This window comes from Rhizobacter sp. Root1238 (assembly GCF_001425825.1).
Lineage (GTDB): Bacteria > Pseudomonadota > Gammaproteobacteria > Burkholderiales > Burkholderiaceae_C > Rhizobacter.
Genome location: NZ_LMDM01000012.1, coordinates 97843 through 120250, shown reverse-complemented (window position 1 = coordinate 120250; position 22408 = coordinate 97843). Strand labels below are relative to the sequence as shown.

Here is a 22408-nt window from a genome sequence, read left to right as displayed (position 1 = left end):
CCGGCCCAGAATGGGGACCGACACCGGAGTGACCCGACCCATGGATTTGACCGTCAACGGCCAGACCTTGCCGCTGCCGCCCGACGCGGTGGAACCCGACATGCCCCTGCTGTGGGTGCTGCGCGACGTGCTGATGCTGACCGGCACCAAGTTCGGCTGCGGCGTCGCGGCCTGCGGCGCCTGCACGGTGCACGTCGACGGGCAAGCGGCGCGCTCGTGCGTGACGCCGCTGTCGGCCGTGCAGGGCAAGCCGGTGCGCACCATCGAGGCGCTCGGCGCCCCCGGCCAGCCGCACGCGCTGCAGCAGGCGTGGATCGCGCACCAGGTGCCGCAATGCGGCTATTGCCAGAGCGGCATGCTGATGGCCGCGGCCGACCTGCTGGCGAAGAACCCGTCGCCCACCGATGCCGACATCGACGCGGCGATCACCAACCTGTGCCGTTGCGGCACCTACCCGCGCATCCGCGAGGCGATCAAGGGCGCCGCAGCCGTGCTGCGCGGCGAGCCGCACCGGTCCGACCGCTCGAACGAGGCGCGCGCATGAGCCCGTCGATCGGACGCCGCAGCCTGCTGCTGAGCGCGCTGGCCGGCGGCGGCGCGCTGCTGGTCGGCTGGAGCGCGCTGCCGCCGCGCAGCCGCACCGGCACCTCCGACCCGCTGCCGGCCGCCGACGGCAGCGTGACGCTGAACGGCTGGATCCGCATCGAGCCCGACGGCCTCGTGCAGCTCGCGATGAACCGCAGCGAGATGGGCCAGGGCGTGCACACCGCGCTCGCGATGCTGGTGGCCGACGAGATGGACACGCCGCTGTCGCGCGTGAAGCTGGTGCAGGCGGCGCCGCAATCGCTGTACGGCAACGTCGCGATGTTCGTCGGCGCGCTGCCTTTCCACCCCGACGACACCGAGCCCGGCCGCGAGACCACGACCGTCAAGGCCGGCCAGTGGATGGTCAGCAAATTCGCGCGCGAACTGGGCGTCAGCGTGACCGGCGGCTCGTCGAGCATCGCCGACGCGTGGGACGTGCTGCGGCTGGCCGCGGCCACCGCGCGGGCGCAGCTGCTGGGCGCCGCATCGCTGCAATGGAAACTGCCGCGCGCGGAACTGCAGGTGCATGGCGGCATCGTCAGCCATGTGTCGGGCCCGCATGCGCACTTCGGCGAGCTCGCGAAGCTGGCCGCGGCCACGCCGATCGGCGATGTGCGCACCAAGGACCCGAAGGACTGGACGCTGATCGGCACGGCCGCGCCGCGCACCGACCTGGCGGCCAAGGTGAACGGCAGCGCGCGCTTCGGCCTCGACACCCGCGAACCGGGCCAGCTGTACGCGGTGGTGCGCCACTGCCCGATGCTCGGCGGCAGCCCGCAGCGCGTGAAGGTCGACGCGGCGATGCAGCTGCCCGGCGTGCAGCGCGTGGTGCGGCTCGGGCCGTATGCCGGCTCGACCGCCGCGGTGGCCGTGGTCGGCCGCAGCACCTGGCATGCGCGGCGCGGCGCGCAGGCGCTGGAGATCGACTGGGCCCCGCCGCCGGCCGGCGCGGCCGACACGAAGCGCATCGACGAGGCGCTGGAGCAGGCCGCGCGCGCGGCGGCGCAGGCCGATGGCGGCTTCGCGTTCCACACCCGCGGCGACGTGAAGCAGGCGCGCGCCGGCGCCGCGCGGCAGATCGAGTCGCTGTACCGCGCACCCTACCTGGCGCATGCGCCGATGGAGCCGATCAACTGCACCGCGCGCGTGCACGACGGCGGCGTCGAGCTGTGGGTGCCGACGCAGGTGCCCGACATGGCGCGCGCGATCGCGGCCCGCGTGGCCGGCGTGCCGCTGGAGGCGGTGACGCTGCACGTCACCTACCTGGGCGGCGGCTTCGGGCGGCGGCTCGACGTCGATTTCGTCGCGCAGGCGGTGCGCATCGCGATCGAATGCGGCGGGCACCCGGTGCAGCTGGTGTGGCCGCGCGAAGAAGACATCGCCCACGATTTCTACCGGCCGGCCGGCGTCGCGCTGATGCAGGCGAGCCTGGACGGCAAGGGCATGGTCTCGGGGCTGACGATCACCGCGGCCGGGGATGCGATCACGCCGCGCTGGATCGAGCGCGTGCTGCCGTCGCTGGCGGGCCCGGTCGACACGCCCGACAAGAGCGCGGCCGAAGGCCTGTACGACCTGCCGTACGGCATCTCGCACCAGCGCATCGCGCAGGTCGCGACGCACAGCGCCGTGCCGGTCGGCTACTGGCGCTCGGTCGGGCATTCGCACCATGCGTTCTTCAGCGAATGCTTCATCGACGAGCTGGCCGAGGCGGCCGGACAGGACCCGGTGGCGTTCCGGCTCGGGCTGCTGGGCGACATGCCCCGGCATGCCGCGGTGCTGAAGCTCGCGGCCGCGAAGGCCGGCTGGGGCCGGCCGCTGCCGGTGGGCCAGGCGCGCGGCGTGGCACTGCACGAGAGCTTCGGCAGCATCGTCGCGCAGGTGATGGAGGTGTCGCTGGTCGATGGCCGGCCGCGCATCCACCGCGTGGTCTGCGCGGCCGACATCGGCACCGTCGTGAACCCCGGCATCGTCGCGCAGCAGATGGAGAGCGCGGTGATCTTCGGGCTGTCGGCGGCGCTGCACGGCCGCATCGACATCGACGGCGGCGCGGTCAGGCAGCGCAACTTTCCGGACTACAAGGTGCTGACGCTGGCCGACTGCCCGCACATCGAGACGCACCTGGTGCCGAGCGCCCGCGCGCCCGGCGGGATGGGCGAGCCCGGCACGCCGCCGGCGGCGCCGGCACTGGCGAACGCGCTGTATGCGCTGACCGGCAAGCGGCAACGAGCCTTGCCGCTCTCGTAGGGCTACGGGCGCTGCTCTGTCTGGGCCACGGCCCGCAGCAGCGCCTGTCGCAGCCGGTGCGCATCGATCGGCTTCGTCAGGAACTCGTTCATCCCCGCGGCCAGCGCCTGGTCGCGCTCCGACACCAGCGCCGCCGCCGTCAGCGCGATGATCGGCAGTTCGTCGGCCGGGTGCTGCTCGCGCAGCTTGCGGGCCGCCTCGTGGCCGCTCAGCCGCGGCATCTGCACGTCCATCAGCACCGCGTCGAACAGCCGGCCTTCGTCGACCGAGCGCCGCACCGCCACCAGCGCCTCCAGCCCGTCGACCGCCTGCACCACGTCGATGCCCCACTGCTCCAGCATCGCGACGCCGATCATCATGTTGACCGGGTTGTCCTCCACCATCAGCACGTGCGCGCCGGCCAGCGACGCGACGTCGAGCGATTCCGCATCGGTGCCGACCTCGTGCGCCGGCGTCGCCGGCAGCGGCAGTTCGGCCCAGAAGCGGCTGCCGCGGCCCACCGCGCTGTCGACACCGACCTGCCCGCCCATCAGCGTCGCCAGCTCCTTGCAGATCGACAGGCCGAGGCCGGTGCCGCCGAAGCGCCGCGTCGTCGACGAGTCGGCCTGCGTGAACGGCTGGAACAGCCGCTGCTGCGTCGCGTCGTCGATGCCCGGGCCGGTGTCGAGCACCGCGAGCCGCACCCGCCCGTCCGCGCCGAGCGCCGCCTCCAGCGTCACCTGGCCGCGCTCGGTGAACTTGATGCCGTTGGTCAGGTAGTTGCTGAGGATCTGCCGCACCCGCACCGGGTCGCCGAGCACCGTGCCCGGCACCTCCGGCGTCATCGCCAGGCGCAGCGACAGCCCGCGCGCCTGCGCCAGCGACTGGTACGCGCGGTGCACCGCCACCAGCAGCCCGCGCAGGTCGAAGGCCACCGCCTCGACGCTGAGCTTGCCGGCCTCGATCTTCGACAGGTCGAGGATGTCGGAGATGATGCTCGCCAGGTTTTGCGCGCTGTCCTGGATCTGCGCCAGATACTGGTCGCGGCGCGGCGCGTCGAGCCCCGGGCGCATCGCCAGCCGCGCCAGGCCCAGCAACCCGTTCAGCGGCGTGCGGATCTCGTGGCTGGTGTTCGCGAGGAAGGCGCTCTTGGCCTGGTTGGCCGCCTCGGCCACGTCGCGCGCATGGGCCAGCGCCTGCTCGAACGCGCGCCGCTCGGTCACGTCCTCGGCGATCCAGATCGTGCCGCCCTGGCTCGGGTGCGACGGGTCCACCGCCTGCGCGAGCAGGCGGCACAGGAAGCTGCTGCCGTCGCCGCGCCGCATCATGCGTTCGACCTCCACCGGCTCGCCCTGCGCCAGCCGCGGCCCGACCAGCGCGCCCATCTCGGCATAGGCCGCCTCGTCGCTCCACACCACCTGCCCCGGCTGGCCGATCAGCGCGCCGGGCGGCCAGCGGAACATCGCCTCGAAGCAGGGGTTGGCCTGCATGAAGCGGCGCTCGCGCGTCAGCGCGATGCCGATCGACGCGTTCTGCAGGATCGCCTCGTGCTGCAGCCGCACGCGCTCGGTCTCGGTGACGTCGCGGCCGTTCAGCACCAGGTAGTCCTGGTCGTCCATCCGGAAGCGTGCCGCCGACAGCAGCAGCGACACCACCGTGCCGTCGCGCCGCACGAAAGTCGCCGGCAGGTCGGTCACCAGGCCGCCGCGGGCCAGGCCTGCGACCAGTGCCTCGCGGTCGGCCTGCCGGTGCCAGACGCCGATCTCGAGCGCGGTGCGGCCGACCACCTCGTCGCTGTGCCAGCCGGTGATGCGCGTGAAGCTCTCGTTGACCATCACGTAGCGGCCGCTCGCGACCTCGGTCAGCGTGATGCAGTCGGGGCTGGTCGCCACCAGGTGCGACAGCATCGCCTGCGAGCGCCGCAGCGCGGTCTCGGCCTGCACGCGCGCGGTGATGTCGTGGAACATCGACAGCGTGGCCGGCCCGCCCGGCGCGTTCACCCGCATGCCCGAAGCCTGCGCGCTCAGCGGCCGGCCGTCGAGCGACACCAGGTCGAAATCCGCGACGCCCAGGCCCTCGCCGACCGGCAGCGTCTCGAGCGACGCGACGCGTCGGCGCACCTGGTCGCGCGCGTCGCCTTCCGGGTAGAGCCGGGTCAGGTCGAAGCCCTTCATCGCGTCGGCCGACGCGAAGCCGAACAGGCGCGCGGCGGCGTCGTTGCTGTCGACCACGACGCCGTGGCGGTGCAGCACCAGCGCGGTCGGCGAGAGGCGGAACAGCTCGCGGTAGCGGCCCTCGCTTTCGGCGATGGCGCGCCTCGCCTCGACCTCGGCCGTGATGTCGCGGCCCAGCCCCCAGTAGCCGAGGAAGCGGCCGTCGGCATCGAAGCGCGGCCGGCCACTGACCACGCTGTGGCGCAGCTCGCCGGTTTCGCCCGGGCGGCTCGCCATCAGGTTGCTGAACGGCAGGTGGGCTTCCAGGTCGGCGCGGTGGCGCGCCAGCGTGTCGGCATCCAGCCCGATCTGTGGCATCTCCCAGGGCCGGCGGCCCAGCCGTTCCTTCGCGTCGATGCCGGAGTACTGGTTCAGCTTGTCGCTGATGTGGGTGAAGCGCAGGTCGGCGTCGAGTTCCCAGTACCAGTCGGCGGCCATCAGCAGCAGGCTGCGAAAGCGCTCCTCGCGGTCGCGCGCCTCGCCGAGCGCACGCCGCACCAGGCCGGCGATCAGCATCCCGCTGGCGGTGGCGGAACCGAAGATCAGCCAGTGCGTGACCACGCGCAACGGCAGCGGGATGCCGGCCATCGCCGTCGGCCCGGGCAGCCAGCCGGCGTGGTGGGCGGCGGCCAGGCCGGCCACGGCGGCCGCCATCGCAAGCGCCAGCACGATGCCCGAGACCGGGCTCGCGAGCACGGTCACGACGCAGATCAGCAGCCCGAGGTAGCCGAGGTTCAGCGCGTGCACGCCCTGGCCGAGGCCGATGGTGGTGATGAGGACCGCGATCGACGCGATCCAGCCCATGCCTTGCATGAGGCGCGGCAACGCGACGCGGCGCATCGCCCACAGCCCGATCGAAAAACTGAGCGCCAGCGCCAGGCAGTCGCCGACCAGCAGCGCCCGCATCGCAGGGCGCGCCGGCAAGGACGGAGAGAGGTAGATCAGCGCGCCGATCAGCGAGATCGCGATACCGGCGCCGAAGAACAGCCGGGCCACCATCCGGTCCAGGGGTTCGCTCGGCAGAAGGGGCAGGGGCGAGGAGAGCGGCACGGCGAGGGACCGCGCATCGACAAACCACCCGCGCGATGCCACGGAGTGTGGCACCGCGCTGCCGCCGATGCGGGCTGGTTTTCCCGATTCCGCCGGCATGTCGTGCAGGACTGCACGACGGCGCGGTGCTTCAGGCGGCCGGCTTGTGCGCGTTCAGCTCGACGCGCGTGGCCTGGGCGACGCGGCGGGCGGCGCTCGCGAAATCGTCGCCGTTCGACGCGTACAGCACCGCGCGCGACGAGTTGACGACAATCGGCGCCTCGGCACGCCAGCCGGCGCGCACGGTGGCGGCCGCATCGCCGCCCTGCGCGCCGACGCCCGGGATCAGCAGCGGCAGCGTCGGCGCGAGCTCGCGCACGCGGGCGATCTCGCCGGGAAAGGTGGCGCCGACCACCAGGCCGAGCTGGCCGCTGCGGTTCCAGTCGCCCTGCGCCAGCCGGGCCACGCGTTCGTAGACCAACTCGCCCCCTGTGCCATTCGCCAGCGGCTGCGCCTGCAGGTCGGAGCCGCCGGGGTTGGAGGTGCGGCACAGCAGGATCAGGCCGCGGTCGCCGTAGCGCAGCCACGGCTCGAGCGAATCGAAGCCCATGAAGGGCGACAGCGTGACCGCGTCGGCCTGGTAGCGCTCGAAGGCTTCGCGGGCGTACTGCTCGGCGGTCGGGCCGATGTCGCCGCGCTTCGCGTCGAGGATCACCGGCACCTCGGGCGCGACGCGCTTGATGTGGGCCATCAGGCGCTCCAGCTGGTCTTCGGCCCGGTGGCTGGCAAAGTAGGCGATCTGCGGCTTGAAGGCGATCACCAGGTCCTTGGTGGCATCGACGATCGCGCTGCAGAAGTCGTAGATGCGCCCGGCATCGCCCTTCCAGGCCCCGGGGAACTTCGCCGGATCGGGATCGAGGCCCACGCAGAGCAGGGAATCGTTGCGGCGTTCCGCGCGGCGCAGCTGGTCGGTGAATTTCATGGCGGGGATTTTAGGTGGCTCGCCAGGTGCGCCGCGACCGCCGCGATGCGCCGCAGGTGCCGCGACTCCGGATGCGTCAGCAGCCACAGCTGCGTTTCGCATTCGGCCAGCGGATCGCTGAGCTGCACCAGCTCGCGCCGCTGCCCGGCGCTGAACAGCGGTGCGATGCCGACGCCCAGCCCGGCGGCGGTGGCATCGATCACCGCCTGCACGCTGTTGACGCGCAGCGCCGGCTCCACCTTCGGCAGGTGCTTCTTGCGCCAGCGCACCGACGGGTGCTCGGGCAGCGCATCGTCGACGACGATCCAGCGTGCCGACGCCAGATCGACCTTCGCCCTGCTGCGACCTTTCAATCCGTACACCGCCGAGCGGATCGGCCCGAGCTCGCGACCGACCAGGTGCGGCGGGGGCTTCACGGTCGCGCGCAACGCGATGTCGGCCTCGCGTTGCGACAGGTTGACGAGCTCGTTGCGCGCGGTGATCTCCAGCCGCAGCAGCGGATGGGCCGCGACCAGGCCGGCCAGCGCCGGCAGCAGCAGCCCGCTCTGGATGGTGTCGGTGGTGCTGATGCGCACCAGCCCGCTGACCGCCCCCGCCTCGACCCGCGCCACCGCACGCGCGGCTTCCAGTTCGGCTTCGATGCGTTCGGCGTGCTGCGCCAGCTGCAGGCCCAGCTCGGTGGCGCGGTAGCCGTCGCGCGAGCGCTCGAACAGGCGCTGCCCCAGCGCCTTCTCGCTGCGCTGCACGGTGCGGAACACCGTCGAGCCGTCGACGCCGGCCAGCAGCCCGGCCGCGGCCAGGTTGCCGCCCCGCACCAGCGCCAGCAGCACCGCCAGTTCGCCGGTGCCGATCGGCCCGCCACCCGATTGCATGGATGCAGTCATCGTTTGCCGCTTCGCCTATTTCAGATGCACCGGCGCAATCCTAGAGTGACGCCACCGAAACCTCAACAGGACTTTCCCATGAAGCTCTATTTCGCCCCCGGCGCCTGCTCGCTGGCCGTTCACATCGCGCTGCGCGAAACCGGCGCCACCTTCGAGGCGCACCAGGTCGACCTCGCGACCCACACGCTGGCCGACGGCGGCGGCAACTACTTCGAGATCTCGCCGCGCGGCTACGTGCCGCTGCTGGAGTTCGACGACGGCTCGCGCCAGACCGAAGGCACGGCGCTGCTGCAGTACCTTGCCGACCTGGACCCGTCGCAGGCGCTGATCGGTGCGCCCGCCGGCCGGCGGCGCCTGGCCGTGACGCAGTGGCTGACCTTCGTCAGCACCGAACTGCACAAGACCTTCAGCCCGTGGCTGTGGCACAAGGAGACGGCCGACAGCACGAAGCGCGACGCGAAGCTCAAGCTCGCCGCGCGCTTCGCCGACATGGACCGCCACCTCGCGACGCGCGAATTCCTGGCCGGCGACTACAGCGTCGCCGACGCCTACGGCTTCACGATCGTGAACTGGAGCAACTTCCTCGGCATCCCGCTGTCGGACTTCCCGAACCTGCGCGCCTGGATGGCGCGCGTGTCGGAGCGGCCGGCGGTGCAACAGGCGCTGCGCGCCGAGGGCCTGCTGAAGGACTGACGCGCCTCAGCGCTTCGGCGTGCCCATGCGCTTCGCCAGCTCGGCCCCGATGCCGGTGTAGCTGCCCGGCGTCATCGCGAGAAGCCGGGTCTTCTCGGCCTCGGGGATCTCCAGCGTGCCGATGAACTGCTGGATCGCGTCGCGCGTGATCGTCTTGCCGCGCGTCAGCTCCTTCAGCCGCTCGTACGGGTTCGCGAGCTTGTAGCGGCGCATCACCGTCTGGATCGGCTCGGCCAGCACTTCCCAGGCGCTGTCGAGGTCGGCCGCGAGGGCCTCGCGGTTGACCTCGAGCTTGCCCAGGCCGCGCAGCAGGCTGTCGTAGCCGAGCACCGCGTAGCCGAGCGCCACGCCCATGTTGCGCAGCACCGTGCTGTCGGTCAGGTCGCGCTGCCAGCGGCTGATCGGCAGCTTCTGGCTCAGGTGGGTCAGCAGCGCGTTCGCCAGGCCGAAATTGCCTTCGGCATTCTCGAAGTCGATCGGGTTGACCTTGTGCGGCATCGTGCTGGAGCCGATCTCGCCTTCCTTCGTGCGCTGCTTGAAGTAGCCGAGGCTGATGTAGCCCCAGACGTCGCGCGACCAGTCGATCAGGATGGTGTTGGTGCGCGTCACCGCATCGAACAGCTCGGCCATGTAGTCGTGCGGCTCGATCTGGATCGTGTACGCATTGAAGTTCAGGCCGAGCGCGCCCTCGATCACGCGGCGCGAGAACGCCTCCCAGTCGACCTCCGGATACGCCGCCAGGTGGGCGTTGTAGTTGCCGACCGCGCCGTTCATCTTGGCCAGCAGCTGCACGCCGGCGATGCGCTCGCGCGAGGTGCGCAGCCGCGCGACCACGTTCGCGATCTCCTTGCCGACGGTGGTCGGGCTGGCGGTCTGGCCGTGCGTGCGGCTGAGCATCGGCACGTCGGCCAGCTCGACCGACAGCGCGGCGAGGCTGTCGACGATGCGGTCCAGCGTGGGCAGCAGCACCTCGCTCCGGGCCGCCTTCAGCATCAGGCCGTGGCTGGTGTTGTTGATGTCTTCGCTGGTGCAGGCGAAGTGCACGAACTCGCCGGCGCCCTTCAGCTCGGCATTCGATTCGAAACGGCCCTTCAGCCAGTACTCGACCGCCTTCACGTCGTGGTTGGTGGTGCGCTCGATGTCCTTGATGGCCTGGGCATCGGCCTCGCTGAAGCGGGCCACCAGGCCCCGCAGCAGGCCGCGCGCGGCCTCGCTCAAGGGCTTGAACTCGGCCAGGCCGGCGTCCGACAGTGCGATGAACCACTCGACCTCCACCTGCACGCGGCGGTGCATCAGGCCGAACTCGCTGAGCAGCGGGCGCAGGGCTGCGACCTTGGCGGCATAGCGACCGTCGAGCGGGGACAGGGCGGACAGGGCGGAGAGGTTCATGGGGACGGGCAAGCGGGCGGAAAGCGTCGATTTTAGGCGGACGGTCTGCTACCCCGGCTTCCCGACCCTCCACCCGGCAGTTCGAGCGCCCCGCGCCGGGACCACAGTCGCCAGGTTGCGCACGCTGGTCTTGTCATCGCCAAGCTGTTCGACGATGAGCGAACAAAGTGGCAGTGGCAGACCCTTCCATGGCGAGGACCACAGGCCGGCATGGAAGGCCTCGGCCGCATGGGCCCTCAACGTGAGATGGCGGTTGCGATCGATCGCGATGGCGCACATCCGGGCCAAGGATTCCTGTTGGTCACGGGGAAAGAGTGGGTCGTCGAAGGTCGTCAGGATCAACCGCGTCAGGGCGTGGTTGGGCTTCGAGGCTTCATCCCTGGCGGCGCCCCATTTCAGCGAATTGGTCAACGCCTCGAAAAAGGCGCAGTCCATGGTGCAGCGCGACAAGTCCAGCGTGCGCAGGACCTTGTTCAGGCGCAATGCTTCCGTCAGCATCTTCGCGTCGCCCCGCAGGCCGTGTCCGGCGAGAGACAGCGTCTTCAGGCAGGGGTGGTTCTCCAGCGCGCGGAGCACGGGGATGACGTCGAGCGACGAATACGGCTCGGTGGTTCCCAGGTCCAGCGAGACGAGGGTGGGGGTCGCCGGCAAGAGATGGTTGGCGATGAAGTTCACCATGGCCTGCTTCAAGTTCGTGCCCAGGCCCAGGTGGCGCCATTTCTTGCCGGGAACCTCGCCGATCAATACCTCCACTTCGGCCGCAGACAACGCGCAGTTCGACATGTCGAACTTGCACAGCGTGGGGCTGGCTGCGGCCGCCTGGAGGATGAGCGCCCGGTCTGCCGGGCTGAACGGGTTATCGCTCACGCGGAACTCCTGAAGCGAGGTGGTCGCCAGCAATTGCCTGATGGCCTCACCGGCCGTGAGCTGCTGTTTCTTCCTCTGGGTGGACCGGGGAGACGTCCACGTCTTGCCGATGGCCCTTCTGGCAGTCTTGGGCTTGGCAGGCAACAGCCCCGTGAGCCCCTGATTGCGGCACAGGTCGAGCCCCTGGATCCTCGGGTGACGCTTCAGGCATTCAGCGAGCGACCGCAGGCTGCGCGCCGTGATCTGGTTGCCGCTGAGGTCGAGCTTGATCGGCACGTCGGGCAGAAGCGGCACCCACCGACCGATCCAACCCACCAGCGACTTCACACCCTCGTCTGTCAACGGGCCTTGCTCGTCACCTTGCGCGGGGCACCCGAAGCACAGGGTCAGGTCGGTGTCGATGCCGCGATCGAAGATCTCGTTGGTCAGCCAGGCGCCGGGGCCGCCGTCCTCCCGCAGGCTGAAGCGCATGACCTGCGACCGATCTGCCACGGTCGTCGGCAGCACCTGGCCGTGGCCGAACAGGGCCACGGGGCCTGATGGGGGGAGACGGTTCTGCGTGGCCGGCCTGAACTGCGGCTGCAGGCGGGCAGGTGGTTCATCGCCGTCGGTGCCGTGGAGCTTCCTGATGTGCAGCGAAGGCACTCGCCCCCGCAGGCTGGTGTGCCGTCCCATCTTGTCTGTCACACCGTTCTCCGTCGTTCCGCGATGCCCCTTGAGTAACAGCCGCCCGCCGCCGCGTTCCAAGGAGGGTTGCCTTTCTGGTGATCCCTTCTTGACGGGACTCATTTCAGTCGTCTGGGTTGCGTGAACAGCCTGAGTAACATCGGCGCGCCGACAGTTCAACGATTGCTTCCGATGCCCGCCTCCCCTTGCGCACGCTCCTTCTTCGTCGCTGCTGCGATGCTGCTCGTCGCGGCGGGGTGCGACCGCCGCCAGGCGCCCGCGAGCCCTGCGGTGGCGCCGGTCGCTGCCTCGGCTGCTGCAGCCGCGCCGGCACCCAGTGCGGCTTCATCGTCTGCGGGCGCGCTTGCCGCCCAGCTCCAGCAACGCGCCGACGGCGTGCTCGCCGCGCACCGCCAGATGGTCGTGCTGATGACCGGCGAGCGTGCGCTGAAGCCGGCCGAGCGGCGGGCGGTCGGGGCCGTCGGGCAGTTGCTGTTCCATGACCTGCAGGAGCGTGTCGATGCGCTCGCCACCGCGGCGGCCGACACCGCCAACCCGGCGACGCTGCCGGCGCTCGAAGCGCTGCTCGACCGCATCGAGGGCGAGCCGTCGTGGTTCGATGCCGACCGCCTTGCCTTCAAGGAATTCCTGACCCGCCTTGCGGCGCAGTACGCGCAATCGCAGTCGATCGCCGGGCTGAAGCTCGCGCGCCGTGCCAACGAAGACCTGGCGGTGCTGGCCGAGGTGGAGCAAGCCTACGACCGCGAACTGAAGGATGTGTTCGGCCGCTTCGCGAAGCGCGGCATCGAACTGCAGCGCGAGAAGTGGGCCGACTACGTCGCCAAGGTCTCGAAGCTCTACAACCGCGAACAGATCCTGAAGGACTTCGCGACCATCGTGCCGTACACCGCGCCGTCGACCCGGTCGGGCGCGAGCGAAGAGCCCGATTCGCGCGAGATCTTCGGCGCCTCGCTGCCGCCGAAGACCGTGGTGCTGACCTTCGACGACGGCCCGCACCCGAAGTACACCGACGACATCCTCGACATCCTGAAGCGCTACGACGCGCCGGCAATCTTCTTCAACCTCGGGCGCAACCTCGGCACGGTGGGCGCCGACGGCAAGGCGAAGCTCGGCCCGAACGGCGCGGTCGCGAAGCGGGTGCTGGCGGCCGGCCACCAGCTCGCTGACCACAGCTTCACGCACAGCGTGATGGCCAGGCTGAGCGACGACGCGGTGCGCAGCGAAACCACCGACACCGAGGCGCTGCTCGACGCCACAGGGCGCCAGCCGTCGTCGCTGTTCCGCTTTCCGTATGGCGCTCGCACCGAGGGCGCGCTCAGCACCGTCGAAGGGCTGAAGCTGCGCTCGATGATGTGGAACGTCGATTCGATGGACTGGGCCGACCCGGTGCCCAAGAGCATCGCCGAGCGCGTGCTGAGCGAGGTCGACAAGGCCGGCCGCGGCGTGGTCCTGTTCCACGACATCCAGGGCCGCACGGTGCAGGCCTTGCCGCTGGTGCTGGACCAGCTGGTGGCCGACGGCTACCGCTTCGCGACCTGGCGCGACGGCCGGTTCATCGTCAACGCACCGCGCAAGGCGGTGCCCGATGCCGCGCTGGCCGCGAGCGCCGACACGCTGTACCGCGACAGCTTCGCGCTGGTGATCGGCATCGACCAGTACGCCAGGTGGCCGCAGCTGCACCATGCGGTGCGCGATGCGCGCGCGGTGCAGGAGACGCTGGTGACGCGCTTCGGCTTCAAGGCCGGGAACGTGACCGCGCTCTACGACGGCGAGGCCACGCGGGCCAACATCCTGCGCGTGCTGAACGACAAGCTGGCCGATGCGAAGAAGGTGCGGCGCGACGACCGCGTGGTGGTGTTCTATGCCGGCCACGGCGGCACGCGCAAGCTGACGAGCGGGCGCGACGTCGGCTACCTGATCCCGGTGGATGCGGCGCTGGCGGACTTCGCGTCGGACGCGATCTCGATGCCGCAGCTGCAGGAGGTGGCCGAGGCGATCAGCGCGAAGCACGTGCTGTTCATGGTGGACGCGTGCTACTCCGGCCTCGGGCTCACGCGCGGCGGCGGCGCGGGCAGCACCGCGAACTTCCTGGCCGACAACGCGCGGCGGCTCGGCCGGCAGATGCTGACCGCCGGCGGTGCCGACCAGCAGGTGGCCGACGACGGCCCGGGCGGCCATTCGGTGTTCACCTGGACGCTGCTGCAGGCGCTGAACGGCAAGGCCGACCTGAACGGCGACGGCGTGATCACCGGCACCGAGCTGGCGGCCTACGTCGCGCCGTCGGTGGCGGCGATCGCGCGTCAGACCCCGGCCTTCGGCAGCCTGCCGGGTTCGGAGGGCGGCGAGTTCGTGTTCGAGCTGCCGGCCGACCGCGAGGCACTGAGCGGCGATTCGCCGCAGCTCGATGCCGACGCCAGCAAGCTGAACAAGCAGCTCGACGACGCGAAGACGGCGGCGCTGCAGCCCGGCGCCGGCAAGGGTGCGGCGAAGGACGTGCAGGTCGTCATCAAGAACCTGGAAGGCGGCGACGTGAAGCTGTCGACGCCGGCCGCCGCGCCGGTCGCGCCACGCGTGGCGGCGCAGCGCGCGAACGACCGCGGGCTGGCGCTGTACCGCGAGCGCCGCTACGACGAAGCCGAGGCCGCGTTCACCGAGGCGCTGAAGCTGCAGCCGGTGTTCGCGCTGGCGGCCAACAACCTCGGCTTCGTCTACTTCAAGCGCGGCAAGCCGGCCGAGGCGGCGCGCTGGTTCGAGAAGGCCATCGAGATGGATGGCAGCCGGGCGCTCGCGTACCTGAACCTGGGCGATGCGCAGCTGCAGGCCGGCGACGACGCGAAGGCGCTGAAGGCGTACACGACCTTTGTCGGGCTGGCGCCGAAGCAAGCACGGGTGCCGGAGCTGCAGGCGTGGATCGCGGCGCCGGATGCGGCGCATCGGCCGCGGTTGCCCTGAATCGGCATCGCCGTCGTATCCTCGGGGCGCAAGGCCTTCCGGCCTGCGCCACCAGGAGCGACCGCGATGAGCATCGAGCCCCGCACTGAGCCCCGTCCCAAATCCACCGGCGGTCCGTCCTCCGGGCGCGAGCCCTCGAGGCACATCCGCCTGACCTCTCACCCCGGCCAGCAGGGTCCGTCCGGTGCGCCGGCCCTCCACTGGGGCGCCGCCACCGCGCTGGAGCGCGGCCCCATCGTCGGCACCACCACCAACCGCAGCCAGCGCAACGTGGTCGGCACCCACAGCGGCTCGTACGGCGTGTACCGTGCGCTGGCCCTCGCGGCCGGCAACCTGAAGAAGGGCCATCGCGCCGACCTCACGAACACCGCGCCCACCGACCTGATCGGCCCGTACCCGGCCTGGGGGGACGCTTCGAAGATCGTCTCGATCGACCCGTGGGGCGCGTCGGTCGCCGACGTGTTCGGCGACTACATCGCCGAGGGCTACGACATCCGTCCGACCATCGCCGTCACGCAGGCCCACATCCACCTGCCCGAGGTGCGGCAGGCGCTCGCCTTCCAGCGCCTGCAGGTCGACGGCCGGGTGCTGCTGGAAGACGGCTCGGCCGTCGTCACCAAGGTGGCGATCGAGCCGGTGTGGTGGCTGCCGGGCGTCGCGAAGCGCTTCAACGTCAGCGAAGGCGACCTGCGCCGCCACCTGTTCGAGGAGACCGGCGGCATGTACCCCGAGCTCGTCACGCGCAGCGACATCGAGGTCTTCCTGCCGCCGATCGGCGGGCAGACGCTCTACCTCTTCGGCAACCCGCGCGACCTCGCCGACCCGAGCGTCACGCTGACCGCGCGGGTGCACGACGAGTGCAACGGCTCCGACGTGTTCGGCTCCGACATCTGCACCTGCCGGCCCTACCTGACGCATGCGATCGAGGAGTGCATCCGCGGCGCGCAGCACGGCGGCGTCGGGTTGATCGCCTACAGCCGCAAGGAAGGCCGCGCGCTCGGCGAGGTCACCAAGTTCCTCGTCTACAACGCACGCAAGCGGCAGGTGGGCGGCGACAGCGCCGACAAGTACTTCCTGCGCACCGAATGCGTCGCCGGCGTGCAGGACATGCGCTTCCAGGAACTGATGCCCGACGTGCTGCACTGGCTCGGCGTGCAGCGCATCCACCGCCTCGTCAGCATGAGCAACGACAAGTACGACGCGATCACCGGGAGCGGCATCACGGTCGGCGAGCGCATCAAGATTCCCGACGAACTGGTGCCGGCCGACGCCAAGGTCGAGATCGAGGCCAAGATCGCGGCCGGTTACTTCACCGACGGCAGCGTGCCCGACGACATCAAGCTCGCGGCCACCAAGGGGCGCGGCCTTGTCTAGCCCCGCCGTCGCCACGCTGCGGCAGGCGGACACCATCCGCGAACGCTGCGCCAACATCCTGCGTGCGGTCGGCGAGGGGCGCTCCGCGCACTTCACGCTCGATCGCACGAAGCTGGCCGATGCGGCGCAGCGCGTCGAGCAGGTCACGCGGCAGCACTACCCCGACCTGCGCATCCCGTACCACAGCCGATGGCGCCACTTCGAAGCCGGCGGCGTCGACCGCAAGGGCGAACTCGATGCGCGGCTGGCGGGCCTCGATGCGGCCGCGCAGGCCCACGCACGCATCGACCTCACGGTGATCAGCGTGCTGCTCGATGCCGGCGCAGGGGCGTCGTGGCGCTATGCCGAAGCCGAGAGCGGGCAGACCTTCGGCCGCTCCGAAGGCCTGGGTGTCGCGAGCTTCCGCGGTTTCATGCAGGGGCTGTTCTCGAGCGATCCGTCGCAGCCGCTGCGCGTCGATGCGGCCGCGCTGCTGCGGCTCGACGCGGCCACGCTCGCCGCGATGTTCCAGGTGCGCGACGACAACCCGCTGGTCGGCCTGGAGGGCCGCACGCTGCTGCTGCGCCGGCTCGGCGAGGCGATGCAGGTGCAGCACGCAAGCTTCGGATCCGTCGGCCGGCCCGGCGCGCTGTTCGACCGGCTCGCGCTGAAGTCGCACCAGGCGCCGCTGGGCGCACCGCAGCTGCTGCAGGCCCTGCTCGACACGCTGAGCGGCATCTGGCTGGCCGGCAACGAACTCAACGGCCTGCCGCTCGGCGATTGCTGGCGCCACCCGCTGGCCGGCGGCAGCGGCGCGAGCGCCGGCTGGGTGCCGTTCCACAAGCTCAGCCAATGGCTGTGCTACTCGCTGCTCGAGCCCTTCGCATGGGCCGGCGTGCCGGTGACCCGGCTCGACGGGCTGACCGGCCTGCCGGAGTACCGCAACGGCGGGCTGCTGCTCGACAGCGGGGTCATCGTGCCGCGCGACCCCGGCTTGTCAGGTCGTCGTCATACAACCGGCGACGAAGCCATCGTCGAATGGCGCGCGCTCACCGTCGCGCTGATCGATGAGCTCGCGCCGCTGGTGCGCCATCGCCTCGGCAAGACCGTCGCCGAGATGCCGCTCGCCTGCATCCTCGAAGGCGGCACCTGGGCTGCAGGCCGCGCCATGGCTCGCGAGTTGCGCGGCGGCAGCCCGCCGCTCGCGATCGACAGCGACGGCACGGTGTTTTGAACCCATCGGGTTTCCCGATCCGCGGCGCCGGTTTCGTCACAAGACCAAACTGATACCAGAAGTTCGATCCATCCATCGCCGTCGCGAATGGATGCCTCGCCGTGCACCGGATGCGTGCCACGAAAGCTGCAACTTTGCACACAACTCGTCACCTTGCCGCGGCAATTCGTACGGGTTTACCCTGGTTTGTCTGATGACCAGGGATGCTTCAATTGGTCTTGTGGAAGCGTTTCCACTTTGATGAAGCGCAACCGCAGCAAGGCCCTCGCGTAGGCCCCGCGCAGTTCGTCGACGCGAGATCGAATCAACAAGGCAGGGCCGGGCGCCGCAGCGCCGAGGCCGCGAGAGGGTTGGGACCATGAACAGATTCAAGCTGAGCGCGCTCGCGCTCGCCGCCGGTGTGGCCGCGACGTCGATGGCCCATGCGGGCACGATCGTCGCGCCGTACTTCTTCGGTTGGAGCTTCAACAGCACCGACTACAAGTTCAAGAACCTGACCGAGGCGAAATCTCGCGCCGGCATGGACGGCATGACGATCGCGTTCGCGATCTCGAACAACGGCGCCTGCTCGCTCAGCGGCGGCATGGATGCCACGATGAACAACGCGTCGGTGAAGGCCGACGTCAAGGCCTACATCAACGGCGGCGGACGGGTGATCCTGTCGTTCGGCGGCGCCAGCGGCACCTACCTCGAATCGGTCTGCTCGACGGCCAACCTCGTCAGCCTGATCCGACAGCTGATCGACACGCACGGCACGCGCATGCTCGACTTCGACATCGAAGGCGGCCAGCTCGGCGACACGCGCCTGAACGGCGTGCGCAACGCGGCGATCAAGCAGCTGCAGGCGATCTACCCGGATCTGTACACCTCGTTCACGCTGCCGGTGGACCCGTTCCGCACCAGTTCCGAGCCGGGCGGCCTGCCGCCGAAGGCGCTGGAGCTGATCAAGGGCGCGGTGAGCGCCGGCGTCACGGTGTCGATGGTCAACATCATGGCGATGGACTACGGCACCTACTACAGCGGCGGCAAGAAGATGGGCGACCTCGCCGTCTCGGCAGCGCAGTCCACCTTCAACCAGCTGAAGGGCGTGTACCCGTCGAAGACCGATGCGCAGCTGTGGGCGATGATCGGCATCACGCCGATGATCGGCCAGAACGACGAAGCGTCGGAGATCTTCACGCCGGCGGATGCGACGGTCGTCGCCAACTTCGCGAAGCAGAAGGGCATCGGCCTGCTGTCGTACTGGGCGGCCCAGCGCGACCGCGTCGGCTCGGGCAGCAAGGACGACTTCAGCCGCGCGAACACGCGCGACTACGAGTACTACCAGATCTTCGCGACCGCCAAGGACAGCAACCCGCCTGCACCGGCGCCTGCACCCGCACCGGCCCCGGCGCCGACCGCGAAGCAGTACGCCGTGAAGTCGTCGTTCTCGAACCTGTGCCTGGACATCGCCGACGCCAGCACCGCCGACGGCGCGAAGGTCGTGCAGCAGAACTGCAGCGGCGCCGCGTCGCAGGTGTTTTCGTTCGTGCCCGACACCAGCGGCACCTGGCGCATCGTCAACATGAACAGCGGCCGCTCGCTCGACGTGACCGACGTGTCGACCGCGAACGGCGCGCTGATCCAGCAATGGGCCAACACCAGCGGCGCCAACCAGCGCTTCGCGATGCTGACCGACACCGCCACCGGCACGGTGCGCCTGCAGGCCGCCAACAGCGCCAAGTGCGTCGACGTGAAGGACTGGAACAGCGCCCCCGGCGCCGGCATCCAGCAATGGGATTGCAGCGTCAACGCGAACCAGAAGTGGGCGCTGATCCCGGTGTCGGCCGCACCGGCGCCGTCGCCTGCTCCCGCACCTGCCCCGACGCCTGCGCCCGCACCGGCTCCCACGCCTGCGCCGGCCCCCGCACCGACGCCGGCCCCCGCACCTGCACCCGCGCCCGCGCCGACGAGTTGCGCGGCCTGGACCGAAGGCATCACCTACAACGTCGGCCAGGTCGTCAGCTACCAGGGCAGGCAGTACAAGGCCCTGGTGACGCACACCGCGTTCGCCGGCGCGAACTGGAACCCGGCCGCGACGCCGACGCTGTGGACGCCGACCAGCGCGTCGTGCGGCCCGACGCCTGCACCGGCACCCGCCCCGGCTCCGTCGCCCGCACCGGCCCCCGCGCCGTCGCCGGCCCCTGCGCCCGCCCCCTCCCCGGCTCCGGCCCCGAACGGCACGCTGACGCTGCCTGAAGCGCTGAAGGCCGTGCAGACCAAGCGCGTCTACGTCGGCTACTACCCGACCTGGAGCGACAACTGGTTCGACGCCACCGGCAAGACCGCCAACGACGTCTACAAGGCCAGCAAGTTCGCGAAGGTGCCCGCCACCTACACGCACGTGATGGTGTCGTTCGCCGACCCGAACTTCTCGTGGGCCGGCCTCGCCACCAACAGCTTCTCGGGCACCGGCATCACGTTCAGTGCGTCGCCGAAGGACATCAAGGCCGCGATCGACGTGCTGCACCAGCGCAACCAGAAGGTGGTCCTCGCGGTCGGCGGCGCCACCTACAACAACTGGGGCCCGCTCGCGTCGCAAGGGGCGGCCGGCAGCGGCTCGATCATCAACGCCCTGGCGAAGATCCAGACCGAGATGGGCTTCGACGGCCTCGACGTCGACTACGAAGCCGACGGCGACGTGGACCGCTATGCCAACGCGATCAAGGCACTGCGCAAGGCCGTCGACCTGGCCGGTGGCGGCCGCGTGCTGACGCTGGCGGGCTGGTCGAGCGGAGCGGACTGCACCTCGGGCACGACGGCCGATCCGGCCTGCGCCGGCAAGATGTCGTACTGGGGCGGCAATGCCGGGCGCGAGCGCGGCGTGGTGCTGAAGTACCCGGCGGTCGCGAACATGCTCGACCTGGTCAACGTGATGAGCTACGACGCCCGCTTCGAGCACTACGACGGCATCACCGCGTACAACCAGTACCGCTCGCTGTTCCCGAGCAAGACCATCGTGTCGATCGGGCTGGAACCGTCGCCCGAAGGCTGGGCCGGCGGCATGCTGGTGGTGAACGACGCCGATGCCCAGTGCACCGGCTCGCGCAACCTGCAGGACCAGTACGGCGCGAACCTGAACCAGCCGTACTCGGTGCAGCGCTACACCAATGCGGTCGCGAACGGCACGGCGGCCAACCGCAACGCACGCGACGGCGCGATGCTGTGGGCCATCATCAAGACGGGTGGTGGTTCCTGCGGCAGTGCGCAACTGGCGACGCCGGGAACGGTGGGCGCGAAGGTCGCCAACACCTTCGGGCTGACGATCGATCCGCTGCTGCAGACCTCCGACTGGAAGTAAATCCCCCACCCTATCCGGGAGCACACCATGCGCACCAAAGAATCCAAGCTTTCCAAGCGATACCACCTCGCCCGCCTGCCGCTCGCTGTCGCGATGAGCAGCGCCTTCCTCGCTGCCTGCGGCGGCAACGACGGCAGCACCGCGCCCGACAGCGCGGACCGCGCCGCCGACAGCCATGAAGCCGCGCAGGCCGCACGCGCCAGCACAGCCGGCACCATCACGCTCGCCAACGGCATCTACACCATCGTCAATGCGCAGAGCGGCAAGTGCGTCGACGTGGCCGGCGCCAGCACCGAAGACGGCGGCCGGCTGCAGCAGGCCAGCTGCAACAAGAACGCCGCCCAGTCGTTCGAACTCAGCGCCGTCGGCGGCGGTGTCTACAAGCTGGTGAACGGCGGCAGCGGCAAGGCCATGGACGTCGCGTCGGCCTCCACCGCCGACGGCGCGGCCGTGCAGCAGTGGGTCGACAACGGCACCAACGCGCAGCGCTTCCGCATCGAGCACCTGGGCGGCGACCGCTTCCGCCTGGTCAATGCCGGCAGCGGCAAGTGCGTCGACGTGACCGGTGCCTCCACCGCCGACGGCGCCGTGCTGCAGCAGCTGTCGTGCAGCACCGGCACCAGCGGCGGCCAGTCGTTCCGGTTCCTGCCGCGCAGCGGCAACGCCACCGCGGCAGTCGCGGTCGGCGTCTACGAAGTCAAGTCGGTCGAGTCAGGCCTGTGCCTGGACATCGCCGGTGCCGGCACCGCCGACGGCGCCAAGGCGCAGCAGAGCGCCTGCGCCGACGTGGCCTCGCAGCGCTTCGAGCTGCGCGGAGAGACGGGCGGCACCTTCCGCCTGGTCAACGTCAACAGCGGCAAGTCGCTCGACGTGACCGACGTGTCGACCGCCAACGGCGCGCTGATCCAGCAATGGGCCACCGCCGCCAGCGACAACCAGCGCTTCGCGGTCGCCGTGTCGGGTGCCGGCTTCTCGCTGAAGGCCCGCCACAGCGGCAAGTGCGTCGACGTGAAGGACCACAGCACGGCGGCCGGCGGCGCGATCCAGCAATGGGACTGCGGCACCGGCGCGAACCAGCAATGGAAGCTGACCGCGGTCGGCGCGCCTGCTCCGGCTCCGGCGCCCGCCCCAGCGCCGGCCCCCGCACCCGCGCCGGCACCTTCTCCCGCACCGGCACCCGCACCGGCGCCCGCACCTTCTCCTGCACCAGCCCCGGCACCTGCTCCGGCGCCCGCGCCGGCTCCGGCCCCAGCGCCGGCTCCGTCGTCCGCAGACCTGTTCGATGCTCGCAAGAAGGACATCGCGATGCAGATCGTCTCCAGTGCCGAGAACTCGTCGCTGAACTGGAAGGCGCAGTACGCCTACATCCAGGACATCCATGACGGCCGCGGCTACACCGCCGGCATCATCGGCTTCTGCTCGGGCACCGGCGACATGCTGGAAGTGGTGCAGGAATACACCAACCGCAAGCCGGGCAACGTGCTGGCCAAGTACCTGCCGGCACTGAAGAAGGTGAACAACACCGAGTCGCACGCCGGGCTCGATCCGACCTTCACCGGCGACTGGAAGACGGCCGCCGCCGACGTGATCTTCCAGCAGTCGCAGGACTACGAGCGCGACAACGTCTACTTCACCCCCTCGGTCAACCGGGCGAAGAGCGACGGCCTGCGCGCACTCGGCCAGTTCGCCTACTACGACGCGGCGGTGATGCACGGCTACGAAGGTGCGATGAGCGTCCGCAAGGCGGCGATGGCCAAGGCCAAGACCCCCGCCCAGGGCGGCGACGAGGCGACCTACCTGAACGCCTTCATGGATGCCCGCGTGGTCGAGATGAACAAGGAAGAGGCCCACAGCGACACGACGCGCGTCGACACCGCGCAGCGCGTCTGGCTGAAGGCCGGCAACTTCGACCTCAACACGCCGCTGAGCTGGAAGGTCTACGGCGACAGCTACAGCATCAAGTGAACACGAACCCGA

General features: G+C 70.4%; 13 protein-coding genes. 8 read left to right on the top strand and 5 right to left on the bottom strand.

Annotated elements, in window-relative coordinates; translation table 11 throughout:
• Nucleotides 1-40: 40 nt before the first annotated feature.
• Nucleotides 41-544 (top strand): (2Fe-2S)-binding protein, encoded by a 504-nt coding sequence (locus tag ASC98_RS11440; RefSeq protein WP_056804212.1) that lies wholly within the window; start codon nt 41-43, stop codon nt 542-544.
• Entirely contained in the window at nt 541-2829 is a 2289-nt protein-coding gene (locus tag ASC98_RS11435) for a xanthine dehydrogenase family protein molybdopterin-binding subunit (RefSeq protein WP_235581234.1), read from the top strand. Before ASC98_RS11440 ends, ASC98_RS11435 begins: the two co-directional genes overlap by 4 nt.
• A 2-nt stretch (nt 2830-2831) precedes the next feature.
• On the opposite strand, the gene ASC98_RS11430 is transcribed toward ASC98_RS11435, so the two are convergent.
• From ASC98_RS11430 to ASC98_RS11420, 3 genes are all read right to left on the bottom strand, one after another.
• Nucleotides 2832-6017 carry a PAS domain-containing hybrid sensor histidine kinase/response regulator gene (locus tag ASC98_RS11430; protein WP_157597869.1) on the bottom strand — a complete coding sequence of 1062 codons (3186 nt, stop codon included), beginning with the start codon at nt 6015-6017 and terminating at the stop codon, nt 2832-2834.
• A gap of 184 nt (nt 6018-6201) precedes the next feature.
• Nucleotides 6202-7032 (bottom strand): orotidine-5'-phosphate decarboxylase, encoded by an 831-nt coding sequence (pyrF, locus tag ASC98_RS11425; protein ID WP_056804206.1) that lies wholly within the window; start codon nt 7030-7032, stop codon nt 6202-6204.
• Nucleotides 7029-7916, bottom strand: a complete 888-nt coding sequence (locus ASC98_RS11420; protein WP_056804203.1) for a LysR family transcriptional regulator — start codon at nt 7914-7916, stop codon at nt 7029-7031. Before ASC98_RS11420 ends, pyrF begins: the two co-directional genes overlap by 4 nt.
• 78 nt (nt 7917-7994) lie before the next feature.
• Between ASC98_RS11420 and ASC98_RS11415 the strand changes: the two genes are divergently transcribed.
• On the top strand, nt 7995-8609 hold the full coding sequence (locus ASC98_RS11415; protein WP_056804201.1) for a glutathione binding-like protein: 615 nt from the start codon (nt 7995-7997) through the stop codon (nt 8607-8609).
• 6 nt (nt 8610-8615) lie between these two features.
• Here the strand turns inward: ASC98_RS11415 and purB are convergent, their stop codons facing one another.
• Complete coding sequence (purB, locus tag ASC98_RS11410) at nt 8616-9998, bottom strand: adenylosuccinate lyase (protein WP_056804198.1); 1383 nt, start codon at nt 9996-9998, stop codon at nt 8616-8618.
• A 48-nt stretch (nt 9999-10046) separates the two neighbouring features.
• Complete coding sequence (locus ASC98_RS11405) at nt 10047-11654, bottom strand: hypothetical protein (protein ID WP_157597868.1); 1608 nt, start codon at nt 11652-11654, stop codon at nt 10047-10049.
• A gap of 69 nt (nt 11655-11723) precedes the next feature.
• On the opposite strand from ASC98_RS11405, the gene ASC98_RS11400 reads away from it, so the two are divergent.
• The 5 genes from ASC98_RS11400 (at nt 11724) to ASC98_RS32110 (ending at nt 22396) form a co-directional block, all read left to right on the top strand.
• Nucleotides 11724-14504: a polysaccharide deacetylase family protein gene (locus ASC98_RS11400; RefSeq protein ID WP_056804191.1), complete on the top strand. Its 2781-nt coding sequence runs from the start codon at nt 11724-11726 to the stop codon at nt 14502-14504.
• A gap of 66 nt (nt 14505-14570) precedes the next feature.
• Entirely contained in the window at nt 14571-15878 is a 1308-nt protein-coding gene (locus tag ASC98_RS11395; RefSeq protein ID WP_056804188.1) for a GTP cyclohydrolase II, read from the top strand.
• On the top strand, nt 15871-17091 hold the full coding sequence (locus ASC98_RS11390) for a URC4/urg3 family protein (protein ID WP_056804185.1): 1221 nt from the start codon (nt 15871-15873) through the stop codon (nt 17089-17091). Before ASC98_RS11395 ends, ASC98_RS11390 begins: the two co-directional genes overlap by 8 nt.
• Nucleotides 17092-17449: 358 nt before the next feature.
• On the top strand, nt 17450-20431 hold the full coding sequence (locus tag ASC98_RS11385) for an RICIN domain-containing protein (protein ID WP_056804182.1): 2982 nt from the start codon (nt 17450-17452) through the stop codon (nt 20429-20431).
• A 27-nt stretch (nt 20432-20458) separates the two neighbouring features.
• Complete coding sequence (locus ASC98_RS32110; RefSeq protein ID WP_082541828.1) at nt 20459-22396, top strand: chitosanase; 1938 nt, start codon at nt 20459-20461, stop codon at nt 22394-22396.
• Nucleotides 22397-22408 lie beyond the last annotated feature (12 nt).